This window comes from Palleronia sp. THAF1, assembly GCF_009363795.1.
GTDB lineage: Bacteria > Pseudomonadota > Alphaproteobacteria > Rhodobacterales > Rhodobacteraceae > Palleronia.
In genome coordinates this window covers 3,175,544-3,188,780 of sequence record NZ_CP045420.1, presented here as the reverse complement: position 1 = coordinate 3,188,780, position 13,237 = coordinate 3,175,544, and the positions used below count along the sequence as shown (strand labels likewise).

Genomic DNA, 13,237 nt, shown 5'->3' with positions numbered 1-13,237 from the left:
CGTTTTCCCAAAGGCAGCTCTATGACCGATAACAAGACCCGTGGCGTCAATCGCCGTTTCTTCCTGTCCGGCACCGCCGCGACCGTTTTGGCCGCGCCCGCGATCGCGCAGCAGAACTCTACCGAGTATCGCGCGCCCGTTCAGGGACAGACGCGCCGCAATGCGTCCAGCTTCCGGACGTTGGACTGGCGTCCGTATTTCGAGAACACGACCAACGGCGCGATCCTGTGCGACATCTCCAGCCGGGCGTTGCACTACTGGAACGACGATGCGTCGGTCTACAAACTGTACCCGACCAGCGTGCCCCAGACCGACGATCTGACCCGCAAGGGCCGGACAGAGGTGATTCGCAAGGTCGAAGGCCCCAGCTGGGCCCCGACCCCGGCGATGAAAGAGCGCAATCCGGAATGGCCCGACTTCATCGGCCCCGGCCCGGACAATCCGCTTGGAACGCACGCATTGTATCTGTCGTGGCAGTTCTACCGGATTCACGGCACGCAGGACACGCGAAAGATCGGGCGCAGGTCCTCTAACGGCTGCATCGGCCTGTATAACGAGCACATCCAAGAGCTTTACGCCCTGACGACGACGGGCACTCAAGTGTTGCTAATTTAACAAACTTCACGTTCCTTGGAACTGTGCGTGATCGGCGCGCATTTGCTTGCTGTGGCCGTTGGTGCTTAAACCACGGTCGAGGTACAGTATCTATGGGTGCCTGCTGCCGCCTCACTAATCCATAGGCACTAGGCTAATTTGGAGTTTGACATGAAGAAGATCGCTCTCGCTGCTGCTCTGACCGTTGCTTCCACCGGCGCTTTCGCTGGCGGTATGGTCGAGCCCATGATGGAACCCGCCGTGGTCGTGGAAGAATCCTCGTCCTCGTCGGCTGGTATCGTCGTTCCGCTGCTGCTTCTGGCAGTAGTGGCCGCCGTCGCCATCTCCGACTAATTTCGGTTCATTCCGAAATCGAAAGGGCGGCCAGATCACTCTGGCCGCCCTTTTTCTATGGTTGATCGCGACCTGAGCCGGATCAGATCCAGCCGCTCAGATTTTCTGCGATGACCTCTTCCAGCGCGGCTATATGCGCGTCGTCGTCGTTCAGACACGGGATGTAGGTGAACCGCTCGCCACCCGCTTCCTCGAAGCTTTCGCGGATCTCTTCGTTAATCTCTTCCAGCGTCTCGATGCAGTCGGCAGAGAACGCGGGCGCGCAAACGGCAATGTTCTTCTTCCCCTGCTCGGCAAGCCGCGCGACCTCTTCAACCGTATAAGGCTGCAACCATTCTTCAGGGCCGAATCGGCTTTGGAAGGTCGTGGTGATTCGTGTGTCGTCCCAGCCCAACCGCTCTTTCAGCAGGCGCGTCGTTTTCTGGCACTGACAGTGATAGGGATCGCCCTCCATCAGATAGCGCTGCGGCACGCCATGGTACGAGCAAACCAGTACGTCGGGCTTCGTGTCCATCGCGCCGTAAGCCCGCTCGATCGATTGCGCCAAAGCGTCGATGTAGCTGGGGCGGTCGAAATAGGGCGGCACGGTGCGGCTGGCGGGCTGCCACTTGGCATCCATCAGCGCGCGGAAGAACTGATCGTTCGCGGTGGCGACCGTCGCCCCGGCGTATTGGGGATACAGCGGAAAAAACAGGATCTTCTGGCACCCGTCGCGGATCATCTCTTCGACCTTCGACTTGGTGGACGGGTTGCCGTAACGCATGCAGAAATCCACCCGCACGTCGGCGCCGTAACGCTTCACCAGAACGTCGCGCAGCTTTTCTGTCTGCGCCTTGGTGATCGTCATCAACGGGCTTTCGCCCTGCTCTTCGTTCCAGATCGACTTGTAGGCCGCACCGGATGAGAACGGCCGCTTCGTCAAGATCACGCCCTGCAACAGCGGCTGCCAGATGAACGGTGAATAGTCGATGACGCGCTTGTCCGACAGAAACTCGTTCAGATAACGGCGCATCGACCAGTAGTCGTAGTTGTCCGGCGTACCGAGGTTCGCGACCAGGATGCCGATTCGCGCGGGCGGGATCGCCGGGTGGTCGGGCTTGGCGTGAACTGGACAGACCGCATCGTCTGCGGTGAACATCGGCGTGTCGGATTTCGCGTCCAGCATGATCGTCTTCCTCTCGGCCCCGCTACAAAGCGTGGGGATAGCGGATTGCCCGCCTTCGTCAATCTTCCGGCCCGGACGAATTGTCGCTTGGCCGCAGTTCGGTGGTGCCCAGCGCATCCGCCAGCCGCGCACTGGCAGAACCGGGACGCAGGGGTTTGGGCTGGCTGTCATCGGGCGCCCAGCCCGACAAATGGATCAGTTCAACCGTTGCCTGAATGCGCGCGGGATCGTCCGCGGCGGGATGGTGCTGTGCATATAGGCGGGCCGCCTCGGCGAACAACGCGCGCGGCGGAATGCGCCGATCACGGGCGTGAAGCGCGTTGCCTTCGCCCATCGCGCGCAGTTCGCGCATCAGCGATGGGGAGTCGGCGTAAGTGACGGTAAACCGCTCGGCATCGGCGACAGGCAGCGCAAGACCAGCGCGCTGCAACAGCGCACCCGCATCGCGCAGGTCCATCATCGGGGCGACGCGCGGGGACAGGCCACCGGCGACGTTCGCTTCCGCCTGCGCCAGCACCGCGCGCAACTCGGCCAAGGTCTGCCCGCCAGGAGAGACCGACAGGAACAGCCCATCAGGCCGCAATGCACGACGGCATTGGATGACCTGCCCTACGGGATCGTCGGCCCAGTGCAGCGCCATCGCGTGGATCAACAGATCATGCGCGCCGACCTCCAGCGTCAGCGTAGGTGTATCAGGCACGATCTTCGCGTTCGGAAAGCGGTCAGCCCAGGTCTGCGGATGCCCCGTCACGATCGCGACGTCGGTAAACCGCTTTTTAACCATTCCCAGCCTATCCTGCAGCTGATCGGCAGCCAGTTCGTGCAGGAAGAGCGCGTCCTGTTGGGTGCGGGCGCGATGCAGCGTCAGGGCGATGCGGTCGGTCAGTTTTGGCGCGGTGGTCATCCTCCGCAGGTAGGGGCGACATGGGACTCTGGCAATCGACCTTCGACGCGATCTATCCGCCCACCTGCGCGATGTGCGACGCGGAAACGGAAACCACGGGCGCGCTGTGCGGCCCCTGCTGGCGCGAGACGCCGTTCATCGGCGCGTGCCTGTGCGATCTGTGCGGCACCGCGCTGGACGGGGAAGCGGCCGAGGATTTGCGCTGTGACGATTGCCTGACCATCGCCCGACCCTGGACCAAGGGGCGTGCCGCTCTCGCCTATGATGGCCGTGCGCGGGACATGGTGCTGCGCCTCAAGCATTCCGACCGGCTGGACCTTGCCCCACCCGCCGCGCGGTGGATGGCAAAGGCCGGTGCCGCGCTGTGGCCCGACGATCCCCTGCTGGTGCCGGTGCCCAGCCACTGGACCCGCCGCATCAAGCGCCGGTTCGATCAGGCCGCGATCCTGACCCGCGCGCTGCGGCGCGTTACCGGGCACGACATTGCGCTGCGCGCCTTGGTGCGCGTCCGCGCCACGAAACCGCACAAGCATGTGGACCGCCGCGCCCGCTTCGCCGACCTCGACGGCGCGATCCGCCCCTGCTTGCGACATGGGAAGGTGTTAAAGGACCGAAACGTCGTTCTGATCGACGACGTTATGACATCCGGCGCCACCTTCGCCGCCGCGACAGAGGCCGCTTGGCAGGCCGGCGCGCGCGACGTTCGGGTGCTGGCACTGGCGCGCGTGGTCAAGACACCCTAGGTGCAGCGGACCCAAAAGGAGACGCTTATGGCCACCGTCGAAATCTACACCTCGCCCCTGTGCGGCTACTGCCACGCCGCCAAGCGGTTGCTGAAAACCAAGGACGTATCCTTCGCAGAGACCGACGTGTCCCGCGATGCGGACCTGCGCCAAAAGATGATGACCCGCGCGAACGGCAGTCACACCGTGCCGCAGATCTTCATCGATGACGCCCACATCGGCGGTTACGATGACCTTGCCAAGCTAGAGCGTGACGGCAAGCTGGACGCGTTGCTGACGTGAAGATTGGGCTGGTCCAATTGACCGCCTCTGACGACCCCGCCGCCAACCTGCCCGTAACGCTTGCGTTCGTGCGGCAGGCTGCGGCGCAGGGGGCCGGTTTCGTGCTGACGCCCGAGGTGACGAACAGCGTCTCTGCCGACCGTGATCGGCAACGCGCGGTCCTGCAGACGCAAGCGGATGACATTACGCTCGCCGCCCTGCGCGCCGAAGCGCAGACGCTAGGCATCTGGCTGCTGATCGGATCGCTGGCGCTGGTCGAAGGCGCGCGATTCGTGAACCGCTCGTTCTTGATTGCACCGGACGACAACATCGTCGCGCACTACGACAAGATCCATATGTTCGACGTAGCCGTCTCGGAAACCGAGACGTATCGCGAATCAGCCGCCTACGCGCCGGGAAACAAAGCCGTCTTGGCCGATCTGCCCAAAGCGAAGCTTGGCATGACGATCTGTTACGACATCCGTTTCCCGCACCTCTACCGCCAGCTCGCGCAGGCCGGGGCCGATATACTGACTGTGCCCTCTGCCTTCTCACCCACCACCGGGGCCGCCCACTGGGAAACTTTGCTGCGCGCCCGTGCGATAGAGACCGGCTGCTTCGTTCTGGCCCCCGCCCAAACCGGGCGCCACCCCACCTCGACGGATCGCGCACGAGACACATGGGGCCACGCGATGGCCGTCTCTCCTTGGGGGGAAGTGCTGTGCGACATGGGGACCGAGCCGGGCGTGGCCGTACTGGACCTTAATCTGGCCGCCGTGGCCGAGGCGCGTGCCAAGATCCCCAGCCTGACCTACGACCAAGATTTCAGGCTTTAAGCGCCGTCGCGATATAGTTGACAGACAGATCGCGCGGGTTCAGCGACCAGCTCCAGCGCAGGGGATCGAACACCATGCCCATGCGGTCCACGCAGTGCAGACCAGCGCCTTCCAGCATCTGCTTCATCTCGTCCGGCGTGACGAACCGGTTCCAGTCATGCGTGCCCTTCGGCAGCCACCTCATAACCCATTCCGCCCCGATGATCCCCAAAGCGAAGCTTTTGCCGGTGCGGTTCAGGGTAGAGGTAATGGCGACACCGCCGGGGGCCAGTAGGTCGGCGCAGGTCTGCAGGAACGCGGGCGGAGCGGCAACGTGCTCGACAATCTCCAGCGCGAGCACAACGTCGAATTGCGCGCCGTCCGCTGCCAAAGCCTCTGCCGTTGTTGCGCGGTAGTCGATACGCAACCCTTGCTGTTCTGCATGCAGCGCTGCCACCGCGATATTCTCTTCGGCGGCATCGACCCCGGTCACATCGGCACCAAGACGCGCCAGCGGTTCGCAGATCAGCCCCCCACCGCAACCGATGTCAGCGATGCGCAGACCGGCGAACGGTTCCGGCCCAGTCAAGTCGCGATCGAACTCTGCCGCGATCTGGCGCGTGATGTAGTCCAACCGACACGGGTTTAGCATATGCAATGGCTTGGCGGTGCCCTGCGGGTCCCACCAGTCCTGCGCCATGGCGGCGAACTTCTGGATTTCGGCAGCATCGACAGATGACATGCGGCGCTCCTTTTCTGTCCGACCCCCTCGCATGAAAGGGACGTTCGGCTATATAGCCCTGCCATGGACAAGGCGGCAGGGCAAAAGAGCGCGGCATCGTATCTGTATCCGAGGATCGACCCGTTCGATCAGCGGATGCTTTCGGTTGGCGATGGGCATACGGTCTACGTGGAACAATGCGGCAATCCGGACGGTCTGCCCGTCGTTGTGCTGCATGGCGGACCGGGCGGCGGGTGTTCACCGTCGATGCGCCGCTACTTCGATCCCGCGATCTACCGCATCGTTCTGTTCGACCAGCGCGGCTGCGGGCGGTCGCGCCCCCACGCCAGCGTGACCGACAACACGACGTGGCATCTTGTGCGCGACATCGAGTTGATTCGCGAGACCTTGGGAATCGACAAATGGGCTGTCTTCGGCGGCTCTTGGGGCGCGACGCTGGCGTTGATCTACGCCGAGGCGCATCCAGACCGTACGCTGCACCTGATCCTTCGTGGCGTGTTCCTGCTGACGCAGGCCGAGCTCGACTGGTTCTACGCGGGCGGCGCCGGTCGCTTCTGGCCTGATCTGTGGCGCCGGTTCGAGACGATGATCCCTGAGGATGAGCGCGATGACCTGATCGCCGCCTACCACCGACGGCTGTTCAGCGGCGACATGATGACGGAAACGCGCTTCGCACGGGTCTGGACGTTATGGGAGAACACGCTGGCCTCAATCGACAACGACGGCCCCGGCGGAGACAGCCCGGCGGAGTACGCGCGCGCCTTCGCCCGCTTGGAAAATCACTACTTCACGAACAAGGGCTTTCTGGAACACGACGGCCAGATCCTTGCCCAAGCCGACCGTCTGGCGGGGATCACCGGTCTGATCGTGCAGGGCCGCTACGACATGATCTGCCCGCCCATCTCTGCCGATGCGCTGCACCGCGCATGGCCAAAGTCCACGCTGAAGATGGTGCCGCGCGCAGGCCATGCCTTAAGCGAACCGGGGATCAGCGCCGCATTGGTGGCAGAGACCGACCGCTTCGGGCGAGCGAGCGCCTAGCACCGCGGTCCCTCTTGCAAATTGACGGGCGGACCCGTATCTGATCCTCAACAGCGCGGCTTCGGGGTCCACACCCGGAACCCACCGGACTTCCGAAACGGGCCGCTGGCCCGTTTTTTTGTGCCCACGCGACGGATATGCATGCCGTCGGACTTATATATGACCCTTGTAGGATCTTCATGTCGGACCTGATCGCCAAAGCCAGCATCGACCGCCGCCTGGCGGAAGTCATCACCCCCGTGATCGAGGGGTTGGGATTCGAGCTTGTCCGCGTGCGCTATCAGGGCGGCAAGACACCCAGCATACAGGTCATGGCCGACAAGCCCGACGGCGGGATCGAAGTGGATGACTGCGCCACGATATCCACCGCGATTTCGGCGCACCTGGACGTGGAAGACCCGATTGAGGAAGCCTATAACCTGGAAGTCTCCAGTCCCGGCATCGACCGGCCCCTGACGCGGCTCAAGGACTTCGACGCTTGGCAGGGTTACACCGCCAAGATCGAGACCGAGAACATGATCGACGGTCGCCGCCGCTTCAAAGGCGAACTGGCGGGCACCGAAGGCAGCGAAGTGCTGATCGAGATCGAGGAAGGCACCATCGGCCTGCAGTTCGACTGGCTGTCGGACGCGAAACTGGTGCTAACCGACGACTTGATCCGCGACGTTCTGCGCGCCCGCAAGGACAAGGGCGAGATCGACGAGACCCAATTCGACGAAGTTGAAACAATCATCGACAGCGAAGACGACGCGCGTCTTCCCGAACAGAAGGACTGACCGGCATGGCCATCACCTCTGCCAACCAGCTTGAGCTTCTTCAGACCGCCGAAGCGGTCGCCCGAGAGAAGCAGATCGACCCCGGCCTTGTGGTCGAGGCCATGGAAGAGAGCCTCGCCCGCGCCGCCAAGTCGCGCTACGGGTCCGAGATGGACATCCGCGTGTCCATCGACCGCAAGACGGGCCGCGCGACCTTCACGCGCGTCCGCACCGTGGTCGAAGACGAAGAGCTGGAAAACTACCAAGCCGAGATGACGGTCGAGACGGCCAAACAGTATCTAGACGATCCCTCCGTCGGTGACACGCTGGTCGAGGAAGTGCCCCCCGTGGAAATGGGTCGCATCGCCGCGCAATCCGCCAAGCAGGTCATCTTGCAGAAGGTGCGCGAAGCCGAGCGCGACAAGCAATTCGAAGAGTTTAAGGACCGCATCGGGACGATCATCAACGTCGCGGTCAAGCGCGAGGAATATGGCAACATCATCGTCGACCTGAACCCCGGCGAGGGCGTGCTGCGCCGCAACGAGAAGATCGGTCGCGAGGCGTATCGCCCCAACGACCGCATCCGCGTCTACATCAAGGATGTGCGCCGCGAGCCGCGCGGCCCGCAGATCTTCCTGTCGCGCACCGCGCCCGAGTTCATGGCCGAGCTGTTCAAGATGGAAGTGCCCGAAATCTACGAGGGCATCATCGAGATCAAGGCCGTCGCCCGTGACCCCGGTTCGCGCGCCAAGATCGGCGTGATTTCCTACGACAACTCCATCGATCCCGTGGGCGCCTGCGTCGGTATGCGCGGTTCCCGCGTGCAGGCCGTCGTGAACGAGCTGCAAGGCGAGAAGATCGACATCATCCCGTGGAACGAAGACCTGCCGACGTTCCTGGTGAACGCGCTTCAGCCCGCCGAAGTCAGCAAGGTCGTTCTGGACGAAGACGCCGAGCGCATCGAAGTCGTGGTGCCGGAAGAGCAGCTGTCGCTTGCCATCGGCCGTCGCGGTCAGAACGTGCGCCTGGCCAGCCAGCTGACGGGCCTCGATATCGACATCATGACCGAAGAAGAGGAATCCGCGCGTCGTCAGGCCGAGTTCGAGACGCGCACCAAGCTGTTCATGGACACGCTGGATCTGGATGAATTCTTCGCGCAGCTTCTGGTGTCCGAAGGCTTCACCAACCTCGAAGAAGTCGCCTATGTCGAGATCGACGAGCTGACGGTCATCGACGGTGTGGATGACGACACGGCCGGCGAGTTGCAGGCCCGTGCCCGCGACATCATCGAGGCCAAGAACAAGGCCGCGCTGGATCGCGCCCGTGAGTTGGGTGTCGAGGATAGCCTGGTTGCATTCGAGGGGCTTACTCCCCAGATGATCCAGGCGTTGGCGGAAGATGGCGTGAAGACGCTGGAAGATTTCGCCACCTGCGCCGACTGGGAACTGGCCGGTGGCTGGACCACAGAGAATGGCGAACGCAAGAAGGATGACGGCTTGCTAGAGCCCCACGGCGTCGATCTGGAAGAAGCGCAGGCCATGGTCATGACCGCGCGTATCCAGTTGGGCTGGGTCGATCCCGCCGATCTGGAAGTCGATGAAGACGAAACCGTCGAAGAGGAAGAGGTACAAGCCTGACCCGCGGCAAGCCGAAACCAGCGCCGTTCAATCCCGAGCGCAAATGCCTTGTTACAGGCGAGGTCAGCCCCAAGCGGGGGCTGATCCGCTTCGTTACGGGCCCCGATGACATGGTCTATCCCGATCTTGCGTCGAAACTGCCGGGTCGGGGCATGTATGTGTCGGCCGAACGCGCTGTGCTGGAAGAAGCCGTGAAAAAGCGGTTGTTCTCTCGTGGCGCGAAAAAACAGGTCGGCGTGCCCGATGGGCTGGTGAACGCGGTGGAAGCCGCGCTCGCCAAGCGATGCACCGACCGGTTGGGCATGGCGCGCAAGGCGGGCCGTGCAGTGGCCGGCTTCGAGAAGGTGAAGGACTGGCTCGACAAGGACCAGTGCCGGATCTTGTTGCAGGCCTCTGACGGGTCGGAACGCGGCAAGTCGAAGCTGTACAAGCCCGGCGGTCGCGGCAGCTTTTTTGACATACTGACGGCGGATGAATTGGGTTTGTCCTTCGGTCGGGAACGTGTGATACATGCAGCGCTTGCCGCAGGCAGACTCGCTGAAGATTTCAGGGACGATGCAGTGCGGCTTTCGGGCGTTCGCATCTCTGAACAGGCGGCAGATGGGCCGTCGATGGACACTGCGGCGGCCGAACCGCCCGCAACGGACGTGGCCAAGGGGCCTCGGACGGAATATGGCGACGACGATGACGCCGGAAAGGTAAAGACGACCTGATGAGTGATAGTGACGGCAAGAAAACCCTCGGTGTTCGCGGCTCCGGCCCCCGGTCTGGCTCTGTAAAGCAGAGCTTCAGCCACGGGCGGACCAAAAGCGTCGTGGTCGAAACCAAGCGCAAGCGCGTGGTGATGCCGAAGCCCACCGGGGCGAAGCCCGAGGGCGGCTCTGCCGCGCCGGTCGGCGGCGATCCGAAGAAACGCCCCGCAGGCATCACCGATGCCGAGTTGGAACGCCGCATGAAGGCGCTTCAGGCAGCGAAATCGCGTGAGGTCGAAGAGGCCGCCGCGCGTGAGGCCGAAGAGAAGGCCCGCGCCGCAGAGCGTGAGCGTCGCCGCGCCGAGATCGAGGCGAAGGAACGCGAAGAGAAAGAGCGCGAAGAGGCGCTGAAAGCCAAGGCCGAGGAAGACGCGCGCCGTCTGGCCGATGAGCAGGCCGCGAAGAACGCGCCTCCCGCTCCGGCTGCCGACCCTGCCGCCGCGCAAGCCAAGGAAGCACGCGGCCCCGCCCGTACGACCCCGGCCCGCAAGGAAACCGACACCCGCGAAGCCGACCGCGCGAAGCCCAAGGGCGACACCGGCGACAAGCGCCGGTCCGGCAAGCTGACCGTCAGCCAGGCGCTGCGCGGTGGCGAAGGCGGCCGTCAGCGGTCCATGGCGTCGATGAAGCGGCAGCAGGAGCGCGCGCGCCGCAAAGCGATGGGCGAGAGCCAGGATCGCGAAAAGGTCACACGCACCGTCCAGTTGCCAGAGGCGATCACCGTCTCCGAGCTGGCAAACCGTATGTCCGAACGTGTTGCAGCCGTCGTCAAGGCGCTGATGAACAACGGCATGATGGTGACGCAGACGCAAACCATCGACCAAGACACGGCGGAGCTGATCATCGAAGAATTCGGCCACAAGGTGCAGCGTGTCTCGGACGCGGACGTCGAGCAGGTCATTGAACAGGTGCAGGACGATCCCAAGGATCTGAAGCCCCGTGCGCCCATCGTCACGATCATGGGCCACGTCGACCACGGCAAGACGTCCATCCTCGATGCGATCCGCAAGGCGCGCGTCGTGCATGGAGAAGCCGGTGGCATCACGCAGCACATCGGTGCCTATCAGGTGGAAACCGATGGCGGCTCTGCGCTGACGTTCTTGGATACGCCGGGCCACGCGGCCTTCACCTCGATGCGCTCGCGCGGTGCGCAGGTGACGGATATCGTGGTGCTGGTGGTTGCCGCGGACGACGCGGTCATGCCGCAGACGATCGAAGCGATCAATCACGCCAAGGCCGCCAAGGTCCCGATGATCGTGGCGATCAACAAGATCGACAAGTACGAGGCGAATCCCGACAAGGTGCGCACCGACCTTCTGCAGCACGAAATTATCGTCGAGAAGATGTCGGGCGACGTTCAGGATGTGGAAGTCTCGGCCACCACTGGTCAGGGCCTGCCCGAACTGTTGGAAGCCATCGCGTTGCAATCCGAACTGCTGGAGCTGAAGGCCAACGCCGACCGCCCGGCACAAGGTGCGGTGATCGAGGCCAAGTTGGACGTGGGCCGCGGACCTGTTGCCACGGTTCTGGTCCAGAATGGCACGCTGCGTCAGGGCGATATCTTCGTCGTCGGTGAGCAGTGGGGTAAAGTCCGCGCGCTTGAGAACGACAAGGGCGCCCGCGTCAAGGAAGCCGGTCCGTCCGTTCCTGTCGAGGTGCTGGGCCTGAACGGCACGCCAGAGGCCGGTGACGTGTTGAACGTTGTCGCGACCGAAGCGCAGGCGCGTGAAATCGCCGAGTATCGTCAGTCCGCCGCCAAGGACAAACGTGCCGCTGCCGGTGCCGCCGTCACGCTTGAGCAGATGATGGACAAGGCGAAGGCCGACGAATCGGTCGCCGAACTGCCCATCCTTGTGAAGGCCGACGTGCAAGGTTCTGCCGAGGCTATCGTTCAAGCGATGGAAAAGATCGGCAACGAAGAAGTCCGTGTGCGCGTCTTGCATTACGGCGTGGGCGCAATCACGGAAACAGACGTGGGTCTGGCCGAAGCCTCCGGCGCGCCGGTCATTGGCTTCAACGTCCGCGCCAATGCGTCTGCCCGTCAGACGGCGAACCAGAAAGGCGTGGAGATCCGCTACTATAGCGTGATCTACGACCTCGTGGATGACGTGAAAGCGGCGGCCTCTGGCCTTCTGTCGGCTGAAGTGCGCGAGAACTTCATCGGCTACGCCGAGATCAAAGAGGTCTTCAAGGTCTCGAAGGTCGGCAACGTCGCGGGTTGCCTGATCACCGAAGGCACCGCCAAGCGGTCCGCCGGCGTGCGTCTTCTGCGCGAGAACGTGGTCATCCACGAAGGCACGCTCAAGACGCTCAAGCGCTTCAAGGACGAGGTGGCATCCGTGCCGTCCGGTCAGGAATGCGGCATGGCGTTCGAGAACTACGAGGACATCCGCGCAGGCGACGTCATTGAGATCTTCGAGCGCGAAGAGGTCGAGCGGACGCTCTGATCCGACCAGCATGAACACGGAAAAGCCCGCCTGATATGGCGGGCTTTTTCATTTCTGGAAGAAAGATGTCGAAAAAGCGCCACGGCGTGAAACTCGGTGCGGCGGCCTCACGTGACTGAGAAGGCGTGGGGGCGCAAACAGACCGGAGACCGAAATGGCCGACATTATCTCAGCCTTGTTCACGCAGCGCACACGCGACGTCGTAGCAAAGACAACTTGGGAAACGCGTGCCGCCGCGCCCCGCGTCACCCAAGCCGAGATCCAGACGCTCTTTGCCCGCGAACTGGGCGTCCGCGCCTAAGCCTCCGGCTTTTCGGCGTAACCCATGTAGATCACCGTCTGGATCGGGATCGGCCCGAAGGTCGGATCGCCCCGCTTGTTCAGCCCCGTCGGCCCGAGCCCCGTGAAGTCGCGCGGCACAAGCCCCGCCTTGTCCAAACCGCTGCGCAGCTCATCCTGAGTGATGAACATATGCGGATCATGTGTGCCCTTCGGCAACATGCGGAACACATCCTCTGCCATCGTGATCGCCGCCAGACGCGCGATCGGATTGCGGTTGATCGTGTCGAACAGGAACCGTCCACCCGGACGCAGCACGCGCGCGACGTTGTCCAGGACCTGCTGCAAGTCTTGCACATGCTCCAGCACGTCGACGCAGACAACCGCGTCGAAACTGGCGTCAGGGTAGTCCATCGTCTCACCCACACCGACATCATAGCGGATCGACAGACCGTCCTGCTCGGCATGGGCGCGCGCGGTTTCGATCGCTTTTTCCGCGGGATCTATTCCGGTAACGTGCGCGCCACGACCGGCCAAAGCCTCGGCCATGAACCCACCCGCACAGCCCAGGTCCAGCACGTCCTTGCCGTCCCACAGAATGTGCCGGTCGAACCACTTCAACCGCCCCGGCACCATATTCTTCAGCACCCGCACCCAGCGTATGTCGTCAGACCACCACTGCGCCGCAACATCGTCGTAAATTTCCAGATCGTTCCGCTTGCCCATTCGTCACCTCCGTCGCCGGACA

At 63.2% G+C, this 13,237-nt stretch carries 15 protein-coding genes; 11 read left to right on the top strand and 4 right to left on the bottom strand.

Annotated elements, in window-relative coordinates; genetic code table 11:
- Nucleotides 1-21 precede the first annotated feature (21 nt).
- Nucleotides 22-615, top strand: coding sequence for a L,D-transpeptidase (locus tag FIU81_RS15930; RefSeq protein ID WP_124110111.1), 594 nt, complete (start codon nucleotides 22-24; stop codon nucleotides 613-615).
- 150 nt (nucleotides 616-765) lie between these two features.
- The gene (locus FIU81_RS15925) at nucleotides 766-948 is read left to right on the top strand and encodes a hypothetical protein (protein WP_124110112.1); all 183 of its coding nucleotides are present in this window, start codon (nucleotides 766-768) and stop codon (nucleotides 946-948) included.
- 82 nt (nucleotides 949-1,030) lie between these two features.
- Here the strand turns inward: FIU81_RS15925 and hemH are convergent, their stop codons facing one another.
- On the bottom strand, nucleotides 1,031-2,113 hold the full coding sequence (hemH, locus tag FIU81_RS15920; protein WP_254695946.1) for a ferrochelatase: 1,083 nt from the start codon (nucleotides 2,111-2,113) through the stop codon (nucleotides 1,031-1,033).
- A gap of 58 nt (nucleotides 2,114-2,171) precedes the next feature.
- A complete protein-coding gene (locus FIU81_RS15915) occupies nucleotides 2,172-3,017 on the bottom strand; it encodes an SAM-dependent methyltransferase (RefSeq protein WP_124110113.1) in 846 nt (281 codons plus the stop codon).
- 20 nt (nucleotides 3,018-3,037) lie between these two features.
- On the opposite strand from FIU81_RS15915, the gene FIU81_RS15910 reads away from it, so the two are divergent.
- The 3 genes from FIU81_RS15910 to FIU81_RS15900 are packed head-to-tail and all read left to right on the top strand — an operon-like array spanning nucleotide 3,038 to nucleotide 4,857.
- Nucleotides 3,038-3,760 carry a ComF family protein gene (locus tag FIU81_RS15910; RefSeq protein ID WP_124110114.1) on the top strand — a complete coding sequence of 241 codons (723 nt, stop codon included), beginning with the start codon at nucleotides 3,038-3,040 and terminating at the stop codon, nucleotides 3,758-3,760.
- A 27-nt stretch (nucleotides 3,761-3,787) separates the two neighbouring features.
- A complete protein-coding gene (grxC, locus tag FIU81_RS15905) occupies nucleotides 3,788-4,042 on the top strand; it encodes a glutaredoxin 3 (protein ID WP_124110115.1) in 255 nt (84 codons plus the stop codon).
- Complete coding sequence (locus tag FIU81_RS15900) at nucleotides 4,039-4,857, top strand: carbon-nitrogen hydrolase family protein (RefSeq protein WP_124110116.1); 819 nt, start codon at nucleotides 4,039-4,041, stop codon at nucleotides 4,855-4,857. Before grxC ends, FIU81_RS15900 begins: the two co-directional genes overlap by 4 nt.
- Here the strand turns inward: FIU81_RS15900 and ubiG (FIU81_RS15895) are convergent.
- The gene (ubiG, locus tag FIU81_RS15895; RefSeq protein ID WP_254695945.1) at nucleotides 4,847-5,578 is read right to left on the bottom strand and encodes a bifunctional 2-polyprenyl-6-hydroxyphenol methylase/3-demethylubiquinol 3-O-methyltransferase UbiG; all 732 of its coding nucleotides are present in this window, start codon (nucleotides 5,576-5,578) and stop codon (nucleotides 4,847-4,849) included. The genes FIU81_RS15900 and ubiG (FIU81_RS15895) overlap by 11 nt on opposite strands.
- A 63-nt stretch (nucleotides 5,579-5,641) precedes the next feature.
- Between ubiG (FIU81_RS15895) and pip the strand changes: the two genes are divergently transcribed.
- The 6 genes from pip to FIU81_RS16820 all read left to right on the top strand — a co-directional run bounded on the left by pip (nucleotide 5,642) and on the right by FIU81_RS16820 (nucleotide 12,511).
- Nucleotides 5,642-6,619: a prolyl aminopeptidase gene (gene pip / locus FIU81_RS15890; protein ID WP_124110118.1), complete on the top strand. Its 978-nt coding sequence runs from the start codon at nucleotides 5,642-5,644 to the stop codon at nucleotides 6,617-6,619.
- Nucleotides 6,620-6,798: 179 nt separating this feature from the next.
- Nucleotides 6,799-7,395 carry a ribosome maturation factor RimP gene (gene rimP, locus FIU81_RS15885; RefSeq protein WP_124110119.1) on the top strand — a complete coding sequence of 199 codons (597 nt, stop codon included), beginning with the start codon at nucleotides 6,799-6,801 and terminating at the stop codon, nucleotides 7,393-7,395.
- Between the two features lie 5 nt (nucleotides 7,396-7,400).
- Nucleotides 7,401-9,011 carry a transcription termination factor NusA gene (gene nusA, locus FIU81_RS15880; protein ID WP_124110120.1) on the top strand — a complete coding sequence of 537 codons (1,611 nt, stop codon included), beginning with the start codon at nucleotides 7,401-7,403 and terminating at the stop codon, nucleotides 9,009-9,011.
- The gene (locus tag FIU81_RS15875) at nucleotides 9,008-9,724 is read left to right on the top strand and encodes an RNA-binding protein (protein ID WP_124110121.1); all 717 of its coding nucleotides are present in this window, start codon (nucleotides 9,008-9,010) and stop codon (nucleotides 9,722-9,724) included. Before nusA ends, FIU81_RS15875 begins: the two co-directional genes overlap by 4 nt.
- Nucleotides 9,724-12,210 carry a translation initiation factor IF-2 gene (infB, locus tag FIU81_RS15870; protein WP_124110122.1) on the top strand — a complete coding sequence of 829 codons (2,487 nt, stop codon included), beginning with the start codon at nucleotides 9,724-9,726 and terminating at the stop codon, nucleotides 12,208-12,210. Before FIU81_RS15875 ends, infB begins: the two co-directional genes overlap by 1 nt.
- Nucleotides 12,211-12,364: 154 nt before the next feature.
- On the top strand, nucleotides 12,365-12,511 hold the full coding sequence (locus FIU81_RS16820; protein WP_172971500.1) for a hypothetical protein: 147 nt from the start codon (nucleotides 12,365-12,367) through the stop codon (nucleotides 12,509-12,511).
- Here FIU81_RS16820 and ubiG (FIU81_RS15865) read toward each other — a convergent pair.
- Nucleotides 12,508-13,215 (bottom strand): bifunctional 2-polyprenyl-6-hydroxyphenol methylase/3-demethylubiquinol 3-O-methyltransferase UbiG, encoded by a 708-nt coding sequence (ubiG, locus tag FIU81_RS15865; RefSeq protein ID WP_124110123.1) that lies wholly within the window; start codon nucleotides 13,213-13,215, stop codon nucleotides 12,508-12,510. The two genes, FIU81_RS16820 and ubiG (FIU81_RS15865), sit on opposite strands and share 4 nt — an antisense overlap.
- Nucleotides 13,216-13,237: the final 22 nt, after the last annotated feature.